The sequence below is a fragment of the Mesorhizobium sp. ESP6-5 genome, assembly GCF_020164695.1.
Taxonomy (GTDB): domain Bacteria; phylum Pseudomonadota; class Alphaproteobacteria; order Rhizobiales; family Rhizobiaceae; genus Mesorhizobium; species Mesorhizobium australicum.
Map to the genome: position 1 here is coordinate 33,381 of NZ_JAIUGR010000002.1, position 13,847 is coordinate 47,227.

The following is a 13,847-nucleotide window of genomic DNA, read 5'->3' on the forward strand; positions in this document are numbered from 1 at the left end:
GGTCATGCCCCACCCATGGCAAGCGCGCGTTCGACGACACTGTCAGCCAGATAGGCGGCGAAGATTGCGAAGAGATAGAGCAGCGAATAGGCGAACAGGGCCTTGGCCGGCTTCATGACGCGGTCATCGTCGGCCATGCCAAGCACTTTCCACGCATACCAGACGAAACCAGCCCCCAACAGCAAGGCGGCCACGCCGTAGAACGGCGTCGTATAGCCGAGCAGCCAGGGCAGCACGCCGACCGGGGCCAGCACCAGCGCGTAGGCGAAAATCTGACGGCGGGTCGATGCATGGCCGGCGACGTTGGGCATCATCGGGATGCCGGCGCGGCCATAGTCCTCGGACTTGAACAGCGCGAGCGCCCAGAAATGCGGCGGCGTCCACAGGAAAATGATCAGGAACAGGATGATGCTTTCGAGGCTGACCGACCCGGTCACCGCGGCCCAGCCGATAACCGGCGGGATGGCGCCCGCTGCACCGCCAATGACAATGTTCTGCGGTGTCGAGCGTTTCAGCCACATCGTGTAGACCACGGCATAGAAGAAGATGGTGAAGGCCAGCAGCGTCGCCGACAACCAGTTGACCAACACGCCCAGCGTCATCACCGACAGCACCGACAACACCAGGCCGAAGCTCAGCGCCTCGTGCGGCTGGATCCGGCCGGAAGGCACCGGGCGGCTAGCGGTCCTGGTCATCACCGCGTCGATGTCGGCGTCGTACCACATGTTGAGCGCGCCAGAGGCGCCGGCCCCAATCGCAATGGCAAGGATGGCGATCACCGCCAGCAGCGGATTGATGGTCATCGGTGCCGCGACCAGTCCGACAAAGGCGGTGAACACCACCAGCGACATGACGCGCGGCTTCAACAGGGCGAAGAAATCGCCCGCCGTGGCTTCCGACATACGGAAGCCCGCTTCGTCAATGCTGGTTTTGTCGACTAGGGCCATGCGTACTCAAGTCCATCATTCCGTTGGCCAAAACCGCCGGCGGGCCGGCGGTTTTGTATTCGAGCGGGGAGCCGCCTCACTTGATCTTCGGCAGCTGCTCCCACTGGTGGAACGGCGGCGGCGAAGGCAGCTGCCATTCGAGCGTGGTAGCACCCTCACCCCACGGGTTGGCGCCGGCGATGCGCTTCTTCTGGAAGGCTTCGAACACGCCATAGAGGAAGATCACCACACCGACGGCCGAAATATACGAACCGTAGGACGAAACCATGTTCCAGCCCGCAAACGCGTCAGGATAGTCGATGGTGCGGCGCGGCATACCGGCGAGGCCGAGGAAGTGCTGCGGGAAAAAGATCAGGTTCACGCCGACGAACATGACCCAAAAATGGGTGTTGGCGATGACGGGCGAGTACATGTAGCCGGTCATCTTCGGGAACCAGTAGTACCAGCCGGCGAAGATGGCGAACACCGCGCCCAGCGACAGTACGTAGTGGAAGTGGGCAATGACGAAATAGGTGTCATGCAGCGACCGGTCGAGGCCGGCATTGGCCAGCTGGACACCGGTGACGCCACCGATGGTGAACAGGAAGATGAAGCCCAGCGCCCACAGCATCGGCGGCTTGAACGAGATCGATCCGCCCCACATGGTTGCGATCCAGGAAAAGATCTTCACGCCTGTCGGCACCGCGATGACCATGGTGGCGAAGACGAAGTAGCGCTGCGTATCGAGCGACAGGCCCGTCGTATACATATGGTGCGCCCAGACGATGAAGCCGACCGCGCCGATCGCGACCATGGCATAGGCCATGCCGAGGTAACCGAATACCGGCTTCCTCGAGAAGGTCGAGACGATATGGCTGATGATGCCGAAGCCTGGCAAGATCAGGATGTAAACTTCCGGGTGACCGAAGAACCAGAACAGGTGCTGGAACAGGATCGGGTCACCACCACCGTCAGGCGCGAAGAAGGTCGTGCCGAAGTTGCGGTCGGTGAGCAGCATGGTGATGCCGCCGGCCAGAACCGGCAGCGACAGCAAGAGCAGGAAGGCGGTGACCAGCACCGACCAGGCAAACAGCGGCATCTTGTGCAGGGTCATGCCTGGCGCGCGCATGTTGAAGATGGTGGTGATGAAGTTGATGGCACCGAGGATCGAGGAGGCGCCGGCGATGTGGATCGACAAGATCGCCAGATCCATGGCCGGTCCGGGCTGGCCCGAAGTTGACAGCGGCGGATAGAGCGTCCAGCCGCCGCCCACGCCAAAGGCGCCAGGCGCACTCGGCACGAACATCGAGGTGAGCAACAGGATGAACGCCGGCGGCAGCAGCCAGAATGAGATGTTGTTCATGCGCGGGAACGCCATGTCGGGAGCACCGATCATGATCGGCACCATCCAGTTGGCGAAACCGCCGATCAGGGCCGGCATGACCATGAAGAAAATCATGATCAGCGCGTGCGCGGTGGCAAACGCATTGTACATGCTCTTGCCGCCGTCGATCGCGGCGTCGCCGTTCATGCCATAGACCATCTGCGCAAGACCGCTGAAGATCTGGATGCCAGGCTCCTGCAGCTCCATGCGGATGGCGACCGAAAGCGCGCCGCCGATTATGCCGGCCATGATCGCGAAGATCAGGTAGAGCGTACCGATATCCTTGTGATTGGTCGAATAAACCCAGCGCACCCAGCCATGATACGGCTTGTGGTCGTGCCCGTCGTGAGCTGCAGCGTCTGCCATGTTCCGCTCCGTTCCCTAAATCTTGCTAACCCGCGGCATCAGTTGCCGGCGGCCGCTACCTTGTTCTGGCCATCGACCTCGGCCATGAGCGTCTTGTTGGCACCTGGCAGATCGGTCTTGGCCGCGGCCAGCCAGGTCTTGAACTGCGTGTCCGACACCACACGAACGGCGATCGGCATGAAGGCATGGTCCTTGCCGCAGAGCTGCGAGCACTGACCGTAATAGAGGCCTTCTTTCTCCGCCTTGAACCAGGTCTCGTTGGTGCGGCCGGGAACGGCGTCGATCTTGATGCCGAAGGACGGCACGGCAAAGGAATGGATCACGTCGGTCGCGGTGACAAGCACGCGGGTCATCGTGTTGACCGGCACGACCAGCTCGTTGTCGACGGCGAGCAGGCGCGGATAGACCGCGCGATCCTCCTTGCCGGCCTTGGCGCGATCGCCATCCTGAAGAATGGCCGAATTGAAGGCGAGCGTGTTGTCGGTCTGGTATTCGTAATCCCAGTTCCACTGGTTGCCGGTTGCCTTGACGGTCAGCTTGGCCTCTTCCGGCGGCGTATATTGGGCGGTCAGGAGTTGGAACGAGGGGATGGCGAGGCAAAGCAGGATGACGACAGGGCCGATGGTCCAGATCACCTCGATCAGCGTGTTGTGGCTGGTCTTGGACGGGGTCGGATTGGCGCTCGCGCGGAATTTGACGATGCAGTAGATCAGCAGAAACAGCACAAGGACCGTGACCGGGATGATAAACCACATCGTGTAGTTTCCGAACCACTCGATCTGCCGCATCATGTCGGTCGCAGGCGCCTGGAAGCCGGTCTCCCACGGCCTGGGCTGGTCCGCATAAGCGGATCCGCAGGCGAGGAACGTGGCAGCAGCACCGGTGCTCGCTAGGAATTTTCTCATCGCCCTCTTCGTCTCCCAGTCTCTCACCGGCTGTGCCCGCGAGAATAACGAACAATGCCGGGACGGGAATCCCGGACAGTCTCAAGCTGGTTCAAACCATACTCTTTTTCCCTCCGCAAGAAAGGAGCGGTCGAAACCGTGCGGCATTTTTGCGCGCAAGCTGACGTGGCTCGTCCGGGGCAATGGCCGTAGTGGCGAATCGCGTATGTTCGGCGGGCCGCACGCCTTGTGCCGGCGACACCCGCAAAGCGTCGTAATTCAGGCGAATTTGGCAAGGAAAAGCGCCGCATTGCCTTTTTAGGGACAGTTCGGCCACGGTCTCGTCCTTTACTTGGCATTGGCGCGGCTTAAAGTGCCGTGATTCGCAATGGAGCCGTCATGAACTCTTGGCTTTCGAGACTGAGGCATACGCGACTGGGCCTTTCGAGAACCTTGGCAAACGCCCTGTTTCTCGCGGTCCTGTGCGCGGCCGGTCTGTCCATCGCCGGCAACGCCAATGCTGCCCAGCCAAGCGGCACGGTGCGCTCGACCCATGGCGCATGGTCGATCATCTGCGACACGCCGGCCGGTGCCACCTCGGAACAATGCGTGATGATGCAGAACGTCGTCGCCGAGGATCGTCCAGAAATGGGGCTTTCGGTCGTCGTGCTGCGCACCGCCGACAACAAGGCCGAGATCCTGCGCGTGCTGGCGCCGCTCGGCGTGCTGTTGCCGAACGGCCTCGGGCTCAACGTCGACGGCAAGGACATTGGCCGCGCCTATTTCGTGCGCTGCTTCCAGGACGGCTGTTATGCCGAGGTCATTCTCGAAAAGCCGCTGCTCGACACGCTGAAGACCGGTACGTCGGCAACATTCATCGTTTTCCAGACCCCGGAAGAGGGTATCGGCATTCCCGTCGACCTCAAGGGTTTCGCCGAAGGCTTCGCCGCTCTGCCCTGATCGCGGCTTCGCGCTGAACCAGGCCTGGACGCGGCTTTTGCCGACCCCAGACGCATGCCTTGCGTTCAGCGAACGAATCATTCGTCGGCGCCGATTCCTCATTGCCGATTGTGCGGGCGCGGCTTCACGCCTACATCGGGGGAAAGCAAACATCCCACGGACGGACGCGCCATGAACAGCCTGATCGGCCAATTCGACATTTCAGACGACCGCATCAAGCAGATCGTCGCAGACACCATCAAGGGCGCCGACGACGGCGAGCTTTTCCTCGAATACAGCGAGAGCGAAGCGCTGATGTTCGACAATGGCAAGCTGAAGACCGCCAATTTCAACACCGACCAGGGCTTTGGCCTGCGGGCCGTCGCCGGCGAAGCCAGCGGCTACGCTCATTCCAGCGACCTGTCCGAGGCGTCGCTGCTGCGCGCGGCCGAAGCAGTCTCGACCGTCAAGGGTGGCTATTCCGGCACGCTTGCGGCAGCCCCCGCCCGTACCAACCGCCATCTCTACGGCGACGAGAACCCGATCCCCTCGCCTTCCTTCGAGGCCAAGGCGAAGCTGCTGCAAGAAATCGACGCCTGGCTGCGCGCCGAGGATCCACGCGTGCGCCAGGTAACGGCCTCGATCGCCGCATCCTGGCAGCATGTCGAGATCGTTCGTGCCGACGGCCAGATAGTGCGCGATATCAGGCCGATGGTCCGCGTCAACGTCTCGGTCGTCGTCGGCGACGGCGACCGCCAGGAAAGCGGCTCCTATGGCATGGGCGGGCGCAAGGCATTCGGCGAATTCCTGATCGAGGATAGTTGGAAGCACGCCGCCAGCGAGGCACTCCGGCAAGCGGTGGTCAACCTGGAGGCAATCCCGGCCCCGGCAGGCACTTTCGACATCGTGCTATCCAATGGCTGGCCGGGCGTGATGCTGCACGAAGCCGTCGGTCATGGTCTTGAAGGCGATTTCAACCGCAAGAAGACGTCGGCGTTCGCCGGCCTGATGGGGCAGCAGGTGGCCGCCAAGGGGGTGACGGTCGTCGACGACGGCACCATCCCAGAGCGGCGCGGCTCACTCACCGTCGACGACGAAGGCACGCCTTCGGCCCGCAACGTCTTGATCGAGGACGGCAAACTGGTCGGCTACATGCAGGACCGGCAGAATGCCCGGCTGATGGGCATGAAAGCCACCGGCAATGGCCGGCGAGAAGGCTATGCGCACCAGCCGATGCCGCGCATGACCAACACTTACATGACCTCGGGCGACATGGAGCCGGACGAAATCATCGCCTCCGTCAAGAACGGCATCTACGCCGTCTCCTTCGGCGGTGGCCAGGTCGACATCACGTCGGGCAAATTCGTGTTCGGCTGCACCGAGGCCTACATGATCGAGAACGGCAAGGTGACGCAGCCGATCAAAGGCGCGATGCTGATCGGCAACGGGCCTGATGCCATGCACCGCGTCTCGATGGTCGGCAACGACATGAAGCTCGACAATGGCATCGGCATGTGCGGCAAGGCCGGCCAGGGCGTACCCGTCGGCGTCGGCCAGCCGCATCTCAGGATGAACCAGATGACGGTCGGCGGCACGCGGGTTTGAAAATCGGTGCCGTTCCGGTGTCATCACCCGCCGTGACGTTTCCGGATGCAGGCGCCCTCCACCATGCCCATTGTCATCTGACAGGGGCCGGCCTGACAGGGACCGGCTTTTCGGCGGCCGGGACCTTGAAGTGGACACAATCCACATTAACAAATTATTAGGTCTTTGACTGCCTGGGCTGCCTCTCGCGCACGAACGCAGCACCAGTTCCTCGTTGCGGTGGTGGTTTTGGCAATGCGGCACTCCCCCGTCCTGGCTCTCCTGCTTGGCTTTGTTTCGTTGATTGGTGCGGCATCGCTGCTAGCCAGTCCGGCGTCGGCCCAGTCGACTTTGTTCAAGTCGCGATCGACCCAATCTTCCATGGATGGGTCGCGCTCTGCCTCCGTGGGTGGAAGCACCAGCGTCCCCTACGGTTGGATCGATTTCTGTCATCGCCGCCCAAAAGAGTGCAAGGTGCCGGCTCTGCCGGCCGCGAATGTCAAGCTGACAGCGCGGACCTTCCGCATCCTCAAGCGGATAAATCAGAAGGCGAACAGCGCCATCAAACCCGTCAGCAATTTCGATCACTGGGGCACGATGGCGGACCATTGGGATTATCCGGTTGACGGCAAAGGCGATTGCAAGATCTACGCACTCTACAAACGCAAGCTCCTTCAAGAGGCTGGATTTCCCCGGCAAGCGCTGTTGATGACGGTCGTGCGCGATCTCAACAATGAGGGCCACACCATCCTGACGGTGAAAACCGATAAAGGCGATCTTGTCCTCGACAATATGGTCGACCAAATCAGGCCCTGGAATGCAACCGGCTACTACTTCCTGAAACGTCAATCGCAGCAGAATCCGAATGTCTGGCAGTCGGTCAACCAGCGAGGCGGCACGCCGAAAACCTTCGCGAATGCTGCAAAGCTCGTAGATTGAGCCTGGACCGTACGGTTCAGGCATTACAGGCGTTCGGCGGCTTTTTTAGAGCGGTTCGGTGTTTGATAGAATCGCTGAACCGCTCTCTCTTCATTTCGACGCAATTCCGGACGGAAAACCGCTACCCATTCTTCCTGGAGTCGCTTTAACCGGAGGATCCCGCAGCAGCGCTTGGGAAGCGCGGTTTTCTGTGGCCTCAGCAGTCTCAACGAACCGTGCTCAGCCGCGCCTCCTCCTCGGTTTCTCCAGCAAGGCGACCGCCTCGACATGTGGCGACCACAGGAACTGATCGATTGGCGTCACGCTGTTCAGCATATAGCCGCCCTCGATGAGAATGCGCAGGTCGCGGGCCAGCGTCACCGGGTTGCAGGACACCGCGGCAACGTATGGAACATCCGAGCGGGCGATCTGCTTCGACTGATCTTCGGCGCCGGCGCGCGGCGGATCGAAGACAAGGCCGTCGAAGGCGTTCAACTCCTTGAAGGTCAGTGGCCGGCGAAACAGGTCGCGTCGTTCGCCCGTCACCCGCTTGAGGCCGGTCGCGAAACGTGATCCCCGGTCGAGCGCCGAAAGCGCGGCCGCGTCGCCTTCGACCGCATGGACTTCCGATTTCGTCGCCAGCCGCAAGGCAAAGCTGCCGCAACCGGCAAAGAGATCGGCAATTTTTTTTGCACGCTTCAGATGTCCGCTGACGATCTCGGCCATGGTCCGTTCGGCGGCCTCCGTCGCCTGCAGAAAGGTGCCGGGCGGCACGGCGACCGCAACACTGCCGAACATGACCACGGGCTTCCTTGGCTCGATGACGATCTCGTCATCGATGGACAGCCTGGCAAAGCCTTGCGCAATGACAAAGTTGGAGGCGATACGGCGCTGGTGTTCGCCGAGCTTGCCTGACTCGTGCACCGCGATGTCGAGACCGGAACCCGTAACGGTGACCGCCATCCGGAACGATTTGGTGGTGGCGCATATCAATTCGGCCAGCGCCCTCAGCTGGCCGAGTGCCGCGACGATCTCGGGCAGTGAGATCGGGCATTCGGATATGGAGATGATCTCGGGCGACAGATGGCGATTGAAGCCGAGCAGCATGCCTGCGTCCATGCGCCGGGCGGCAAGCACGACGCGGCGGCGCGACTGCGGCGCGCAGGCGACCAGTTCGCCAATCTCGCATTCGATGCCCTTGCCCTTCAATGCGTGCACCACCTTTTCGCGTTTCCATCGGCGATAGGCTTCGGTCTCGAAATGTTGGAGGGCACAGCCGCCGCATTCGGTGAAATGGCGGCAGGCGGGTTCGACGCGCAGCGGAGAGGCTTCCAGCACCGCCATCAGCGTGGCGCGATCCCGCTCGCGCGCGGCGGTGACGATCTCGCCCGGCAGCGTGAAGGGAATGAACAGATCGCCGCTCTCGGTTTCGGCGATGCCGTCGCCCTGCGATCCGAGTTTTCGTATTGTGAAGCGTACGCTCATCGGTCCTTGATCCCACCGAGCAGGAATTCGCGATTGCCGTCGCCACCTTCAATCGGCGACAGATGCAGGCCAAGCGAGCGCCAGCCAGGGATGGCATCCAGCCAATCCTGCAGCAGGCCCGCGACACGGGCGGCATCGAAGGGATCCTTCAACAAACCGCCCTTGCCGATCGCCTCGCGACCGGCCTCGAATTGCGGCTTGACCAGAAAGATCGCACCGGCGCCGGGCTTGGCAATGGCGAGTGCCGGCGGCAGCGCCAGTTTCAGCGAGATGAAACTGACGTCGGAAACGATGAAATCCGGATTGCGGCCGGCAAGATCGGCAACGGTGAGATCGCGCGCGTTCAGGCCCTCGATCACCGTCACGCGCGGATCACCACCGACATCAGGATGCATCTGGCCATGCCCGACATCGATTGCCGTGACATGGGACGCGCCGCGTTCGAGCAGCACCTGGGTGAAACCGCCGGTCGAGGCGCCGATGTCGAGGGCCTCGCGACCGGCCGGGTCGAGGCTGAAATGGTCGAGCCCGGCGATCAGCTTGAGGGCGGCGCGCGAGACATAGGCTTGCGCCGGATCGTCGATGGCGACAACGCATTGCGGCGAAACGTTCTGGCCGGGCTTGCGGGCTATGGCGCCGTCGACCGTCACCGTGCCGCGCTCCACCGCGTCGCGGGCGCGCGAGCGGCTGGCAAACAGCCCGCGCTGGACGAGCAGGTCGTCGAGCCGCTGGCGTGTGCTGGCTGGCAGAGGCGAGTTCATCGGCCTTCTCTGACGAAAGCCCGCGGTGAAGGCAAGGACATTAGATGGACCAAAGTGATCCTACGAGAGCGGCTGGTGCATCGAACCAGGCCGCGGCTTGCGCCCATCATGCCGGGTCCGGCAGAATATTGGCCACGAAGAGCCCTCTGTTTGTCGCAACTCGAAGGAGAACGAATGCTGACGGGAACCTGCCACTGTGGCGCCGCCCACTGGATGCTGGAGGGCGACCCCGGCCCGGTGACGGCCTGCAACTGCACGCTTTGCCGCCGCTATGGCACGCTCTGGGCCTATGATTATGTCGACGAACGCATTCGCGTTTCGGGGCCAATGGGCAGCTATACGCGCGCCGGACAGGAAGACCCGTCGCTCGAGATCCTGTTCTGCCCGCGTTGCGCCTGCGTGCTCGGCTGGCGCGGACTGCGCGCCAGCGCCTCGGGTCGAAGACGCATGGCCGTCAATGTCCGGCTGGCGCCCCCCGAGGCCGTCGCCGATCTGCCGATCGACCATTTCGATGGCCTCGACACTTACGACGATCTGCCGCGCGACGGCCGCTGCGTACGCGACATGTGGTTTTAGAAGATGGTTCGCGGAGCCTGGCGCTCGATGGCTGGAGACAAACCGTCGTCTCGACCGCCTGAAGCCTGCTCACGCGCATGCCCGGTCGCAACAGGTGATACAGGCGAAGGATCCGGCGGCACCACAAGCTGCGGAATTTGCTTGTAGGAAAAGCCGCCGCGGATATCGCCCATCTTGCCGGCGACAATGCCTATCGCCGCCTTTTCGAGATTGCGGTCGTAGGGCGTTTCGGCGGCAGCCGGTACGACCATCACCGCCAAGAAGGCCGCGCCGCACAGAAGCGTCTTCATTCTCGTTGTCTCCCTGCCTGGCTGTGATCTAGCAGGGCGGCGTTGAAAAACGGCCAAGGGACAGGGTAAGCAAAACGCCAAACGGCAACGTTAACAATGCCTTATAAAATCGAGCCGGCAAACTGATTCAAGCTGTTGAGGTTTTAATTCAGGCGCGCTGGGCGCGGACCGTATGACCGAGCGCGGTGAATACGGTGCGCACGATTCCGGCGACGTCGAGGCCAGCATCGGCATACATCTTCTCTGGCTTGGCGTGGTCGGTGAAGTCATCCGGCAGCACCAGCGGGCGTACCTTCAGGCCGCTTTCGAGCAGTCCTTCATGGGCGAGGAATTGCAGCACATGGCTGGCGAAGCCGCCAATTGCGCCCTCCTCCACCGTCACCAGAACCTCATGCGAGCGGGCCAGCCGCCGGATCAGATCCTGGTCGAGCGGCTTGGCGAAACGGGCATCGGCGACCGTGGTGGAAAGCCCGGCCGCGCCGAGTTCCTCGGCCGCGATGAGGCAATCCTGCAGCCTTGTGCCGAAGGACAGGAGGGCAACCTTGCTGCCTTCCCGGACGACGCGGCCTTTGCCGATCTCCAGAACAGAGCCGCGCTCGGGCATGTCGACGCCGACGCCGTTGCCGCGCGGATAGCGGAAGGCGATCGGCCCGTCGTCATAGCTGGCGGCGGTGCGCACCATGTGACGCAATTCCGCCTCGTCGGCCGCGGCCATTACGACAAAGCCCGGCAGGCTTGCCAGGAAGGTGGTGTCGAACGCGCCGCAATGGGTGGCACCGTCGGCGCCGACAAAGCCGGCGCGATCGATAGGGAAACGCACCGGCAGTTTCTGGATCGCGACGTCATGGACGACCTGATCGTAGGCACGCTGCAGGAAGGTCGAATAGATCGCGGCGAAGGGCTTGTAGCCTTCCGTCGCCAGGCCGGCGGCGAAGGTCACCGCATGCTGCTCGGCAATGCCGACGTCGAAAGTCCTTGACGGAAACACCTCGCCGAACAGGTCGAGGCCGGTGCCGCCCGGCATGGCGGCGGTGACGGCGACGATGCGGTCGTCCTCGCGGCCCTCCTGGATCAGGCTTTCGGCAAACACCTTGGTGTAGGCCGGTGCATTGGCCGGCGCCTTGGCCTGTGCGCCGGTGATGACGTCGAATTTGTTGACGCCATGATACTTGTCGGCGGCCGCTTCCGCCGGCGCGTAGCCCTTGCCCTTCTGGGTGACGACATGGATCAGCACCGGACCCTTGCCGTTGTCACGGACATTTTTCAGGACCGGGATGAGATGCTCCAGATTGTGACCGTCAATCGGGCCGATGTGATAGAAGCCGAGTTCCTCGAACAAGGTGCCGCCGGTGACGTAACCGCGCGCATGCTCGACCGCGCGGGTGATGGCTCGATCGGCTCGCTTGCCGAGATAGGAGGTCAGCTTCTTGCCGAAGTCGCGCAGGCCGACATAGGCCTTGCCGGAAGCCAGACGCGCCAGATAGGCGCTCATGGCGCCGGTTGGCGGGGCGATCGACATGTCATTGTCGTTGAGGATGACGATGAGGCGCGCATCGAGCGCGCCGGCATTGTTCATCGCCTCATAAGCCATGCCGGCCGACATGGCGCCGTCGCCGATGACGGAGATGACATTGTTGCGCCCGCCTGAGAGGTCGCGGGCGGCGGCCATGCCGAGGCCGGCCGATATCGATGTCGAGGAGTGGGCGGCGCCGAACGGGTCATATTCGCTCTCGGCTCGGCGGGTGAAGCCCGACAACCCGCCTTCCTGGCGCAAGGTGCGGATGCGGTCGCGACGGCCGGTCAGTATCTTGTGTGGATAGGCCTGGTGGCCGACATCCCAGATCAGCCGGTCATCGGGTGTGTTGAAGACATAATGCAGTGCCACCGTCAGTTCGACCACGCCAAGGCCGGCACCGAGATGGCCGCCGGTGCGCGACACCGCGTCGATCAGTTCGAGGCGAAGCTCTGATGCCAGTTGCGGCAAGTCGCTCTCGGCCAGCGTGCGCAGGTCGGCCGGGACGCGAACCCTGTCGAGAAGCGGCGTATGCGGCGTTGCGTTCACGTTGGGCCCAGACTTTCTGTTCATCGGCGGGATAGGCCGCCGGCCGGCGAAAGTAAATGCGTGTCGCTGACGCGGACGGTCAGCCCCTCACCGATCTTCTCAGCCTTCCGGCAGCGGGATGAATTCTTTCTCATCGCCAGGAACGATATCGAAGCGGCCGGTCTTCCATTCCTGCTTGGCCTGCTCGATGCGCTCCTTGGACGAGGAAACGAAATTCCACCAGATGTAGCGCTTCGAACCGAGAGACGCGCCGCCGAACAGCATGAAATGCGCACCCATCGATGACGATATGATGATCTCGTCGCCGGGCCGGAACACCAGCAGCCGTTCCGCTGGAAAGGCATCACCCGAAATCGAAACCTCGCCCTCCAGCGTGTAGATGGCGCGCTCCTCGGCATCGGGCGGGATTTTGACGCTGGCGCCAGGCGCCAGCCGCAAATCTGCATAGAGTGTTTCGGAATCGGCCCGCACCGGAGACCGCAACCCCTGGAAATCGCCGATGACGACGCGGCCGCTGACGCCTTCGGCGTCGATTTCGGGAAGCCGCAGCGCCGCTGTGTTCTCGAACACCGGTGCCACCTCTTCCTTGCCGTCCGGCAGAGCCAACCAGGTCTGCAGGCCGGAGATCGACATCGGCGCGCCGCGCAATTCCTGCGGCGTGCGCTCGGAGTGGACGATGCCGCGACCAGCCGTCATCAGGTTCACGTCGCCGGGTTGGATGACCATCTCGGTGCCGAGCGAATCGCGATGCCTGATCGTGCCGTCGAACAGATAGGTCACGGTCGACAGGCCGATATGCGGGTGCGGGCGGACATCGAGCGCCTGGCCGGCGCGCATGATCGCGGGACCCATTCGATCGAAGAAGATGAACGGCCCGACCAGGCGCCGCTTGGCGGTCGGCAAGGCGCGACGCACCTCGAAACCGCCAATGTCCTTGGCGTTAGGGATAACCATCAGCTCGATCTGGTCGCTGGCGAAGGCATCGCCGGCCTCAGGGTCCTTGCCGGGGAAGAAGCTCATGAACTCTCCTCGTCAGCGGTCAGTGGGCGCTTGGGCATATCAGGCGAACCGGATCGCCGCTTTCGCTTTTAATTTGGCCGCCACCTCTTCGCGATTGCGAGGATGCTGGTGGGTTTCGAGGGAATCGAGCAATTCGCGTGCGGATGCCGCGATGGCTTCGACCGCATGATCGAACGCATGCTGGTTCTTGGCAGAAGGCCGCGTCGTGCCGCTCAGCTTGCGGACAAACTGCAGTGCCGCGTCGCGGACTTCGTCGTTGGTTGCCGGCGGATCAAAATTGAACAGGGTCTTGATGTTTCTGCACATCGCTTCCGTATCTCCTCTTGTCCGTTTCAATCGGGACGAACTGTATCCTCAATGATGATCGTGTCCAAAAACCGGTAAGGCTGCTCCGGACCTCAGTCCGCGTCGAGCGGCTCGGTTCCAACCGGCTTGCCGTCGCGCGACAGCCTGATCTTCTCGACCTTGTCCTCGGCGGCCTTCAGCAGCCGGTCGCAATGAACCTTCAGCGCCTCGCCGCGCTCGTAAATCCGGATCGACTGGTCGAGCGGTACGTCGCCACGCTCCAGATCATCGACGATCTTCTCCAGTGCGTCGAGTGCCTGTTCAAAGCTCATCGCCTTGACGTCTTCGTTGATCTCACCGGTCATCA

At 62.6% G+C, this 13,847-nt stretch carries 14 protein-coding genes; 4 read left to right on the forward strand and 10 right to left on the reverse strand.

Features of this window, described 5'->3' with window-relative positions; genetic code table 11:
• Nucleotides 1–2: 2 nt before the first annotated feature.
• The 3 genes from LB524_RS02585 to coxB all read right to left on the reverse strand — a co-directional run bounded on the left by LB524_RS02585 (nt 3) and on the right by coxB (nt 3,581).
• On the reverse strand, nt 3–947 hold the full coding sequence (locus LB524_RS02585) for a heme o synthase (protein WP_140714998.1): 945 nt from the start codon (nt 945–947) through the stop codon (nt 3–5).
• Nucleotides 948–1,023: 76 nt separating this feature from the next.
• On the reverse strand, nt 1,024–2,676 hold the full coding sequence (ctaD, locus tag LB524_RS02590; RefSeq protein ID WP_015318796.1) for a cytochrome c oxidase subunit I: 1,653 nt from the start codon (nt 2,674–2,676) through the stop codon (nt 1,024–1,026).
• 38 nt (nt 2,677–2,714) lie between these two features.
• Nucleotides 2,715–3,581, reverse strand: coding sequence for a cytochrome c oxidase subunit II (gene coxB / locus LB524_RS02595; protein ID WP_015318797.1), 867 nt, complete (start codon nt 3,579–3,581; stop codon nt 2,715–2,717).
• Between the two features lie 378 nt (nt 3,582–3,959).
• On the opposite strand from coxB, the gene LB524_RS02600 reads away from it, so the two are divergent.
• The 3 genes from LB524_RS02600 to LB524_RS02610 all read left to right on the forward strand — a co-directional run bounded on the left by LB524_RS02600 (nt 3,960) and on the right by LB524_RS02610 (nt 7,022).
• The gene (locus LB524_RS02600) at nt 3,960–4,520 is read left to right on the forward strand and encodes an invasion associated locus B family protein (RefSeq protein ID WP_015318798.1); all 561 of its coding nucleotides are present in this window, start codon (nt 3,960–3,962) and stop codon (nt 4,518–4,520) included.
• A 171-nt stretch (nt 4,521–4,691) separates the two neighbouring features.
• Complete coding sequence (tldD, locus tag LB524_RS02605; RefSeq protein WP_015318799.1) at nt 4,692–6,104, forward strand: metalloprotease TldD; 1,413 nt, start codon at nt 4,692–4,694, stop codon at nt 6,102–6,104.
• 234 nt (nt 6,105–6,338) lie between these two features.
• On the forward strand, nt 6,339–7,022 hold the full coding sequence (locus LB524_RS02610) for a transglutaminase-like cysteine peptidase (RefSeq protein WP_181171246.1): 684 nt from the start codon (nt 6,339–6,341) through the stop codon (nt 7,020–7,022).
• Between the two features lie 219 nt (nt 7,023–7,241).
• Here the strand turns inward: LB524_RS02610 and LB524_RS02615 are convergent, their stop codons facing one another.
• Together LB524_RS02615 and LB524_RS02620 are read right to left on the reverse strand one after the other, a co-directional pair.
• A complete protein-coding gene (locus tag LB524_RS02615; protein ID WP_224523517.1) occupies nt 7,242–8,486 on the reverse strand; it encodes a class I SAM-dependent RNA methyltransferase in 1,245 nt (414 codons plus the stop codon).
• Complete coding sequence (locus tag LB524_RS02620; RefSeq protein WP_015318802.1) at nt 8,483–9,247, reverse strand: TlyA family RNA methyltransferase; 765 nt, start codon at nt 9,245–9,247, stop codon at nt 8,483–8,485. The genes LB524_RS02615 and LB524_RS02620 overlap by 4 nt, the downstream gene beginning before the upstream one ends.
• 174 nt (nt 9,248–9,421) lie before the next feature.
• On the opposite strand from LB524_RS02620, the gene LB524_RS02625 reads away from it, so the two are divergent.
• Complete coding sequence (locus tag LB524_RS02625; protein WP_015318803.1) at nt 9,422–9,823, forward strand: GFA family protein; 402 nt, start codon at nt 9,422–9,424, stop codon at nt 9,821–9,823.
• Here LB524_RS02625 and LB524_RS02630 read toward each other — a convergent pair.
• The 5 genes from LB524_RS02630 to LB524_RS02650 all read right to left on the reverse strand — a co-directional run bounded on the left by LB524_RS02630 (nt 9,820) and on the right by LB524_RS02650 (nt 13,845).
• Complete coding sequence (locus tag LB524_RS02630) at nt 9,820–10,113, reverse strand: hypothetical protein (protein ID WP_015318804.1); 294 nt, start codon at nt 10,111–10,113, stop codon at nt 9,820–9,822. The genes LB524_RS02625 and LB524_RS02630 overlap by 4 nt on opposite strands.
• 148 nt (nt 10,114–10,261) lie before the next feature.
• On the reverse strand, nt 10,262–12,199 hold the full coding sequence (gene dxs, locus LB524_RS02635) for a 1-deoxy-D-xylulose-5-phosphate synthase (RefSeq protein WP_015318805.1): 1,938 nt from the start codon (nt 12,197–12,199) through the stop codon (nt 10,262–10,264).
• Nucleotides 12,200–12,274: 75 nt separating this feature from the next.
• Nucleotides 12,275–13,195, reverse strand: a complete 921-nt coding sequence (locus LB524_RS02640; RefSeq protein WP_224523519.1) for a pirin family protein — start codon at nt 13,193–13,195, stop codon at nt 12,275–12,277.
• A 39-nt stretch (nt 13,196–13,234) separates the two neighbouring features.
• On the reverse strand, nt 13,235–13,501 hold the full coding sequence (locus tag LB524_RS02645) for a DUF2277 domain-containing protein (RefSeq protein ID WP_015318807.1): 267 nt from the start codon (nt 13,499–13,501) through the stop codon (nt 13,235–13,237).
• 92 nt (nt 13,502–13,593) lie between these two features.
• Nucleotides 13,594–13,845: an exodeoxyribonuclease VII small subunit gene (locus tag LB524_RS02650; RefSeq protein ID WP_015318808.1), complete on the reverse strand. Its 252-nt coding sequence runs from the start codon at nt 13,843–13,845 to the stop codon at nt 13,594–13,596.
• Nucleotides 13,846–13,847 lie beyond the last annotated feature (2 nt).

Bases quoted from the DNA above. Each gene is read 5' to 3' on its own strand.
- LB524_RS02585 (WP_140714998.1), bottom strand. From the start codon at position 947: ATGGCCCTAGTCGACAAAACCAGCATTGACGAAGCGGGCTTCCGTATG.
- ctaD (WP_015318796.1), bottom strand. From the start codon at position 2,676: ATGGCAGACGCTGCAGCTCACGACGGGCACGACCACAAGCCGTATCAT.
- coxB (WP_015318797.1), bottom strand. From the start codon at position 3,581: ATGAGAAAATTCCTAGCGAGCACCGGTGCTGCTGCCACGTTCCTCGCC.
- LB524_RS02600 (WP_015318798.1), top strand. From the start codon at position 3,960: ATGAACTCTTGGCTTTCGAGACTGAGGCATACGCGACTGGGCCTTTCG.
- tldD (WP_015318799.1), top strand. From the start codon at position 4,692: ATGAACAGCCTGATCGGCCAATTCGACATTTCAGACGACCGCATCAAG.
- LB524_RS02610 (WP_181171246.1), top strand. From the start codon at position 6,339: ATGCGGCACTCCCCCGTCCTGGCTCTCCTGCTTGGCTTTGTTTCGTTG.
- LB524_RS02615 (WP_224523517.1), bottom strand. From the start codon at position 8,486: ATGAGCGTACGCTTCACAATACGAAAACTCGGATCGCAGGGCGACGGC.
- LB524_RS02620 (WP_015318802.1), bottom strand. From the start codon at position 9,247: ATGAACTCGCCTCTGCCAGCCAGCACACGCCAGCGGCTCGACGACCTG.
- LB524_RS02625 (WP_015318803.1), top strand. From the start codon at position 9,422: ATGCTGACGGGAACCTGCCACTGTGGCGCCGCCCACTGGATGCTGGAG.
- LB524_RS02630 (WP_015318804.1), bottom strand. From the start codon at position 10,113: ATGAAGACGCTTCTGTGCGGCGCGGCCTTCTTGGCGGTGATGGTCGTA.
- dxs (WP_015318805.1), bottom strand. From the start codon at position 12,199: ATGAACAGAAAGTCTGGGCCCAACGTGAACGCAACGCCGCATACGCCG.
- LB524_RS02640 (WP_224523519.1), bottom strand. From the start codon at position 13,195: ATGAGCTTCTTCCCCGGCAAGGACCCTGAGGCCGGCGATGCCTTCGCC.
- LB524_RS02645 (WP_015318807.1), bottom strand. From the start codon at position 13,501: ATGTGCAGAAACATCAAGACCCTGTTCAATTTTGATCCGCCGGCAACC.
- LB524_RS02650 (WP_015318808.1), bottom strand. From the start codon at position 13,845: ATGACCGGTGAGATCAACGAAGACGTCAAGGCGATGAGCTTTGAACAG.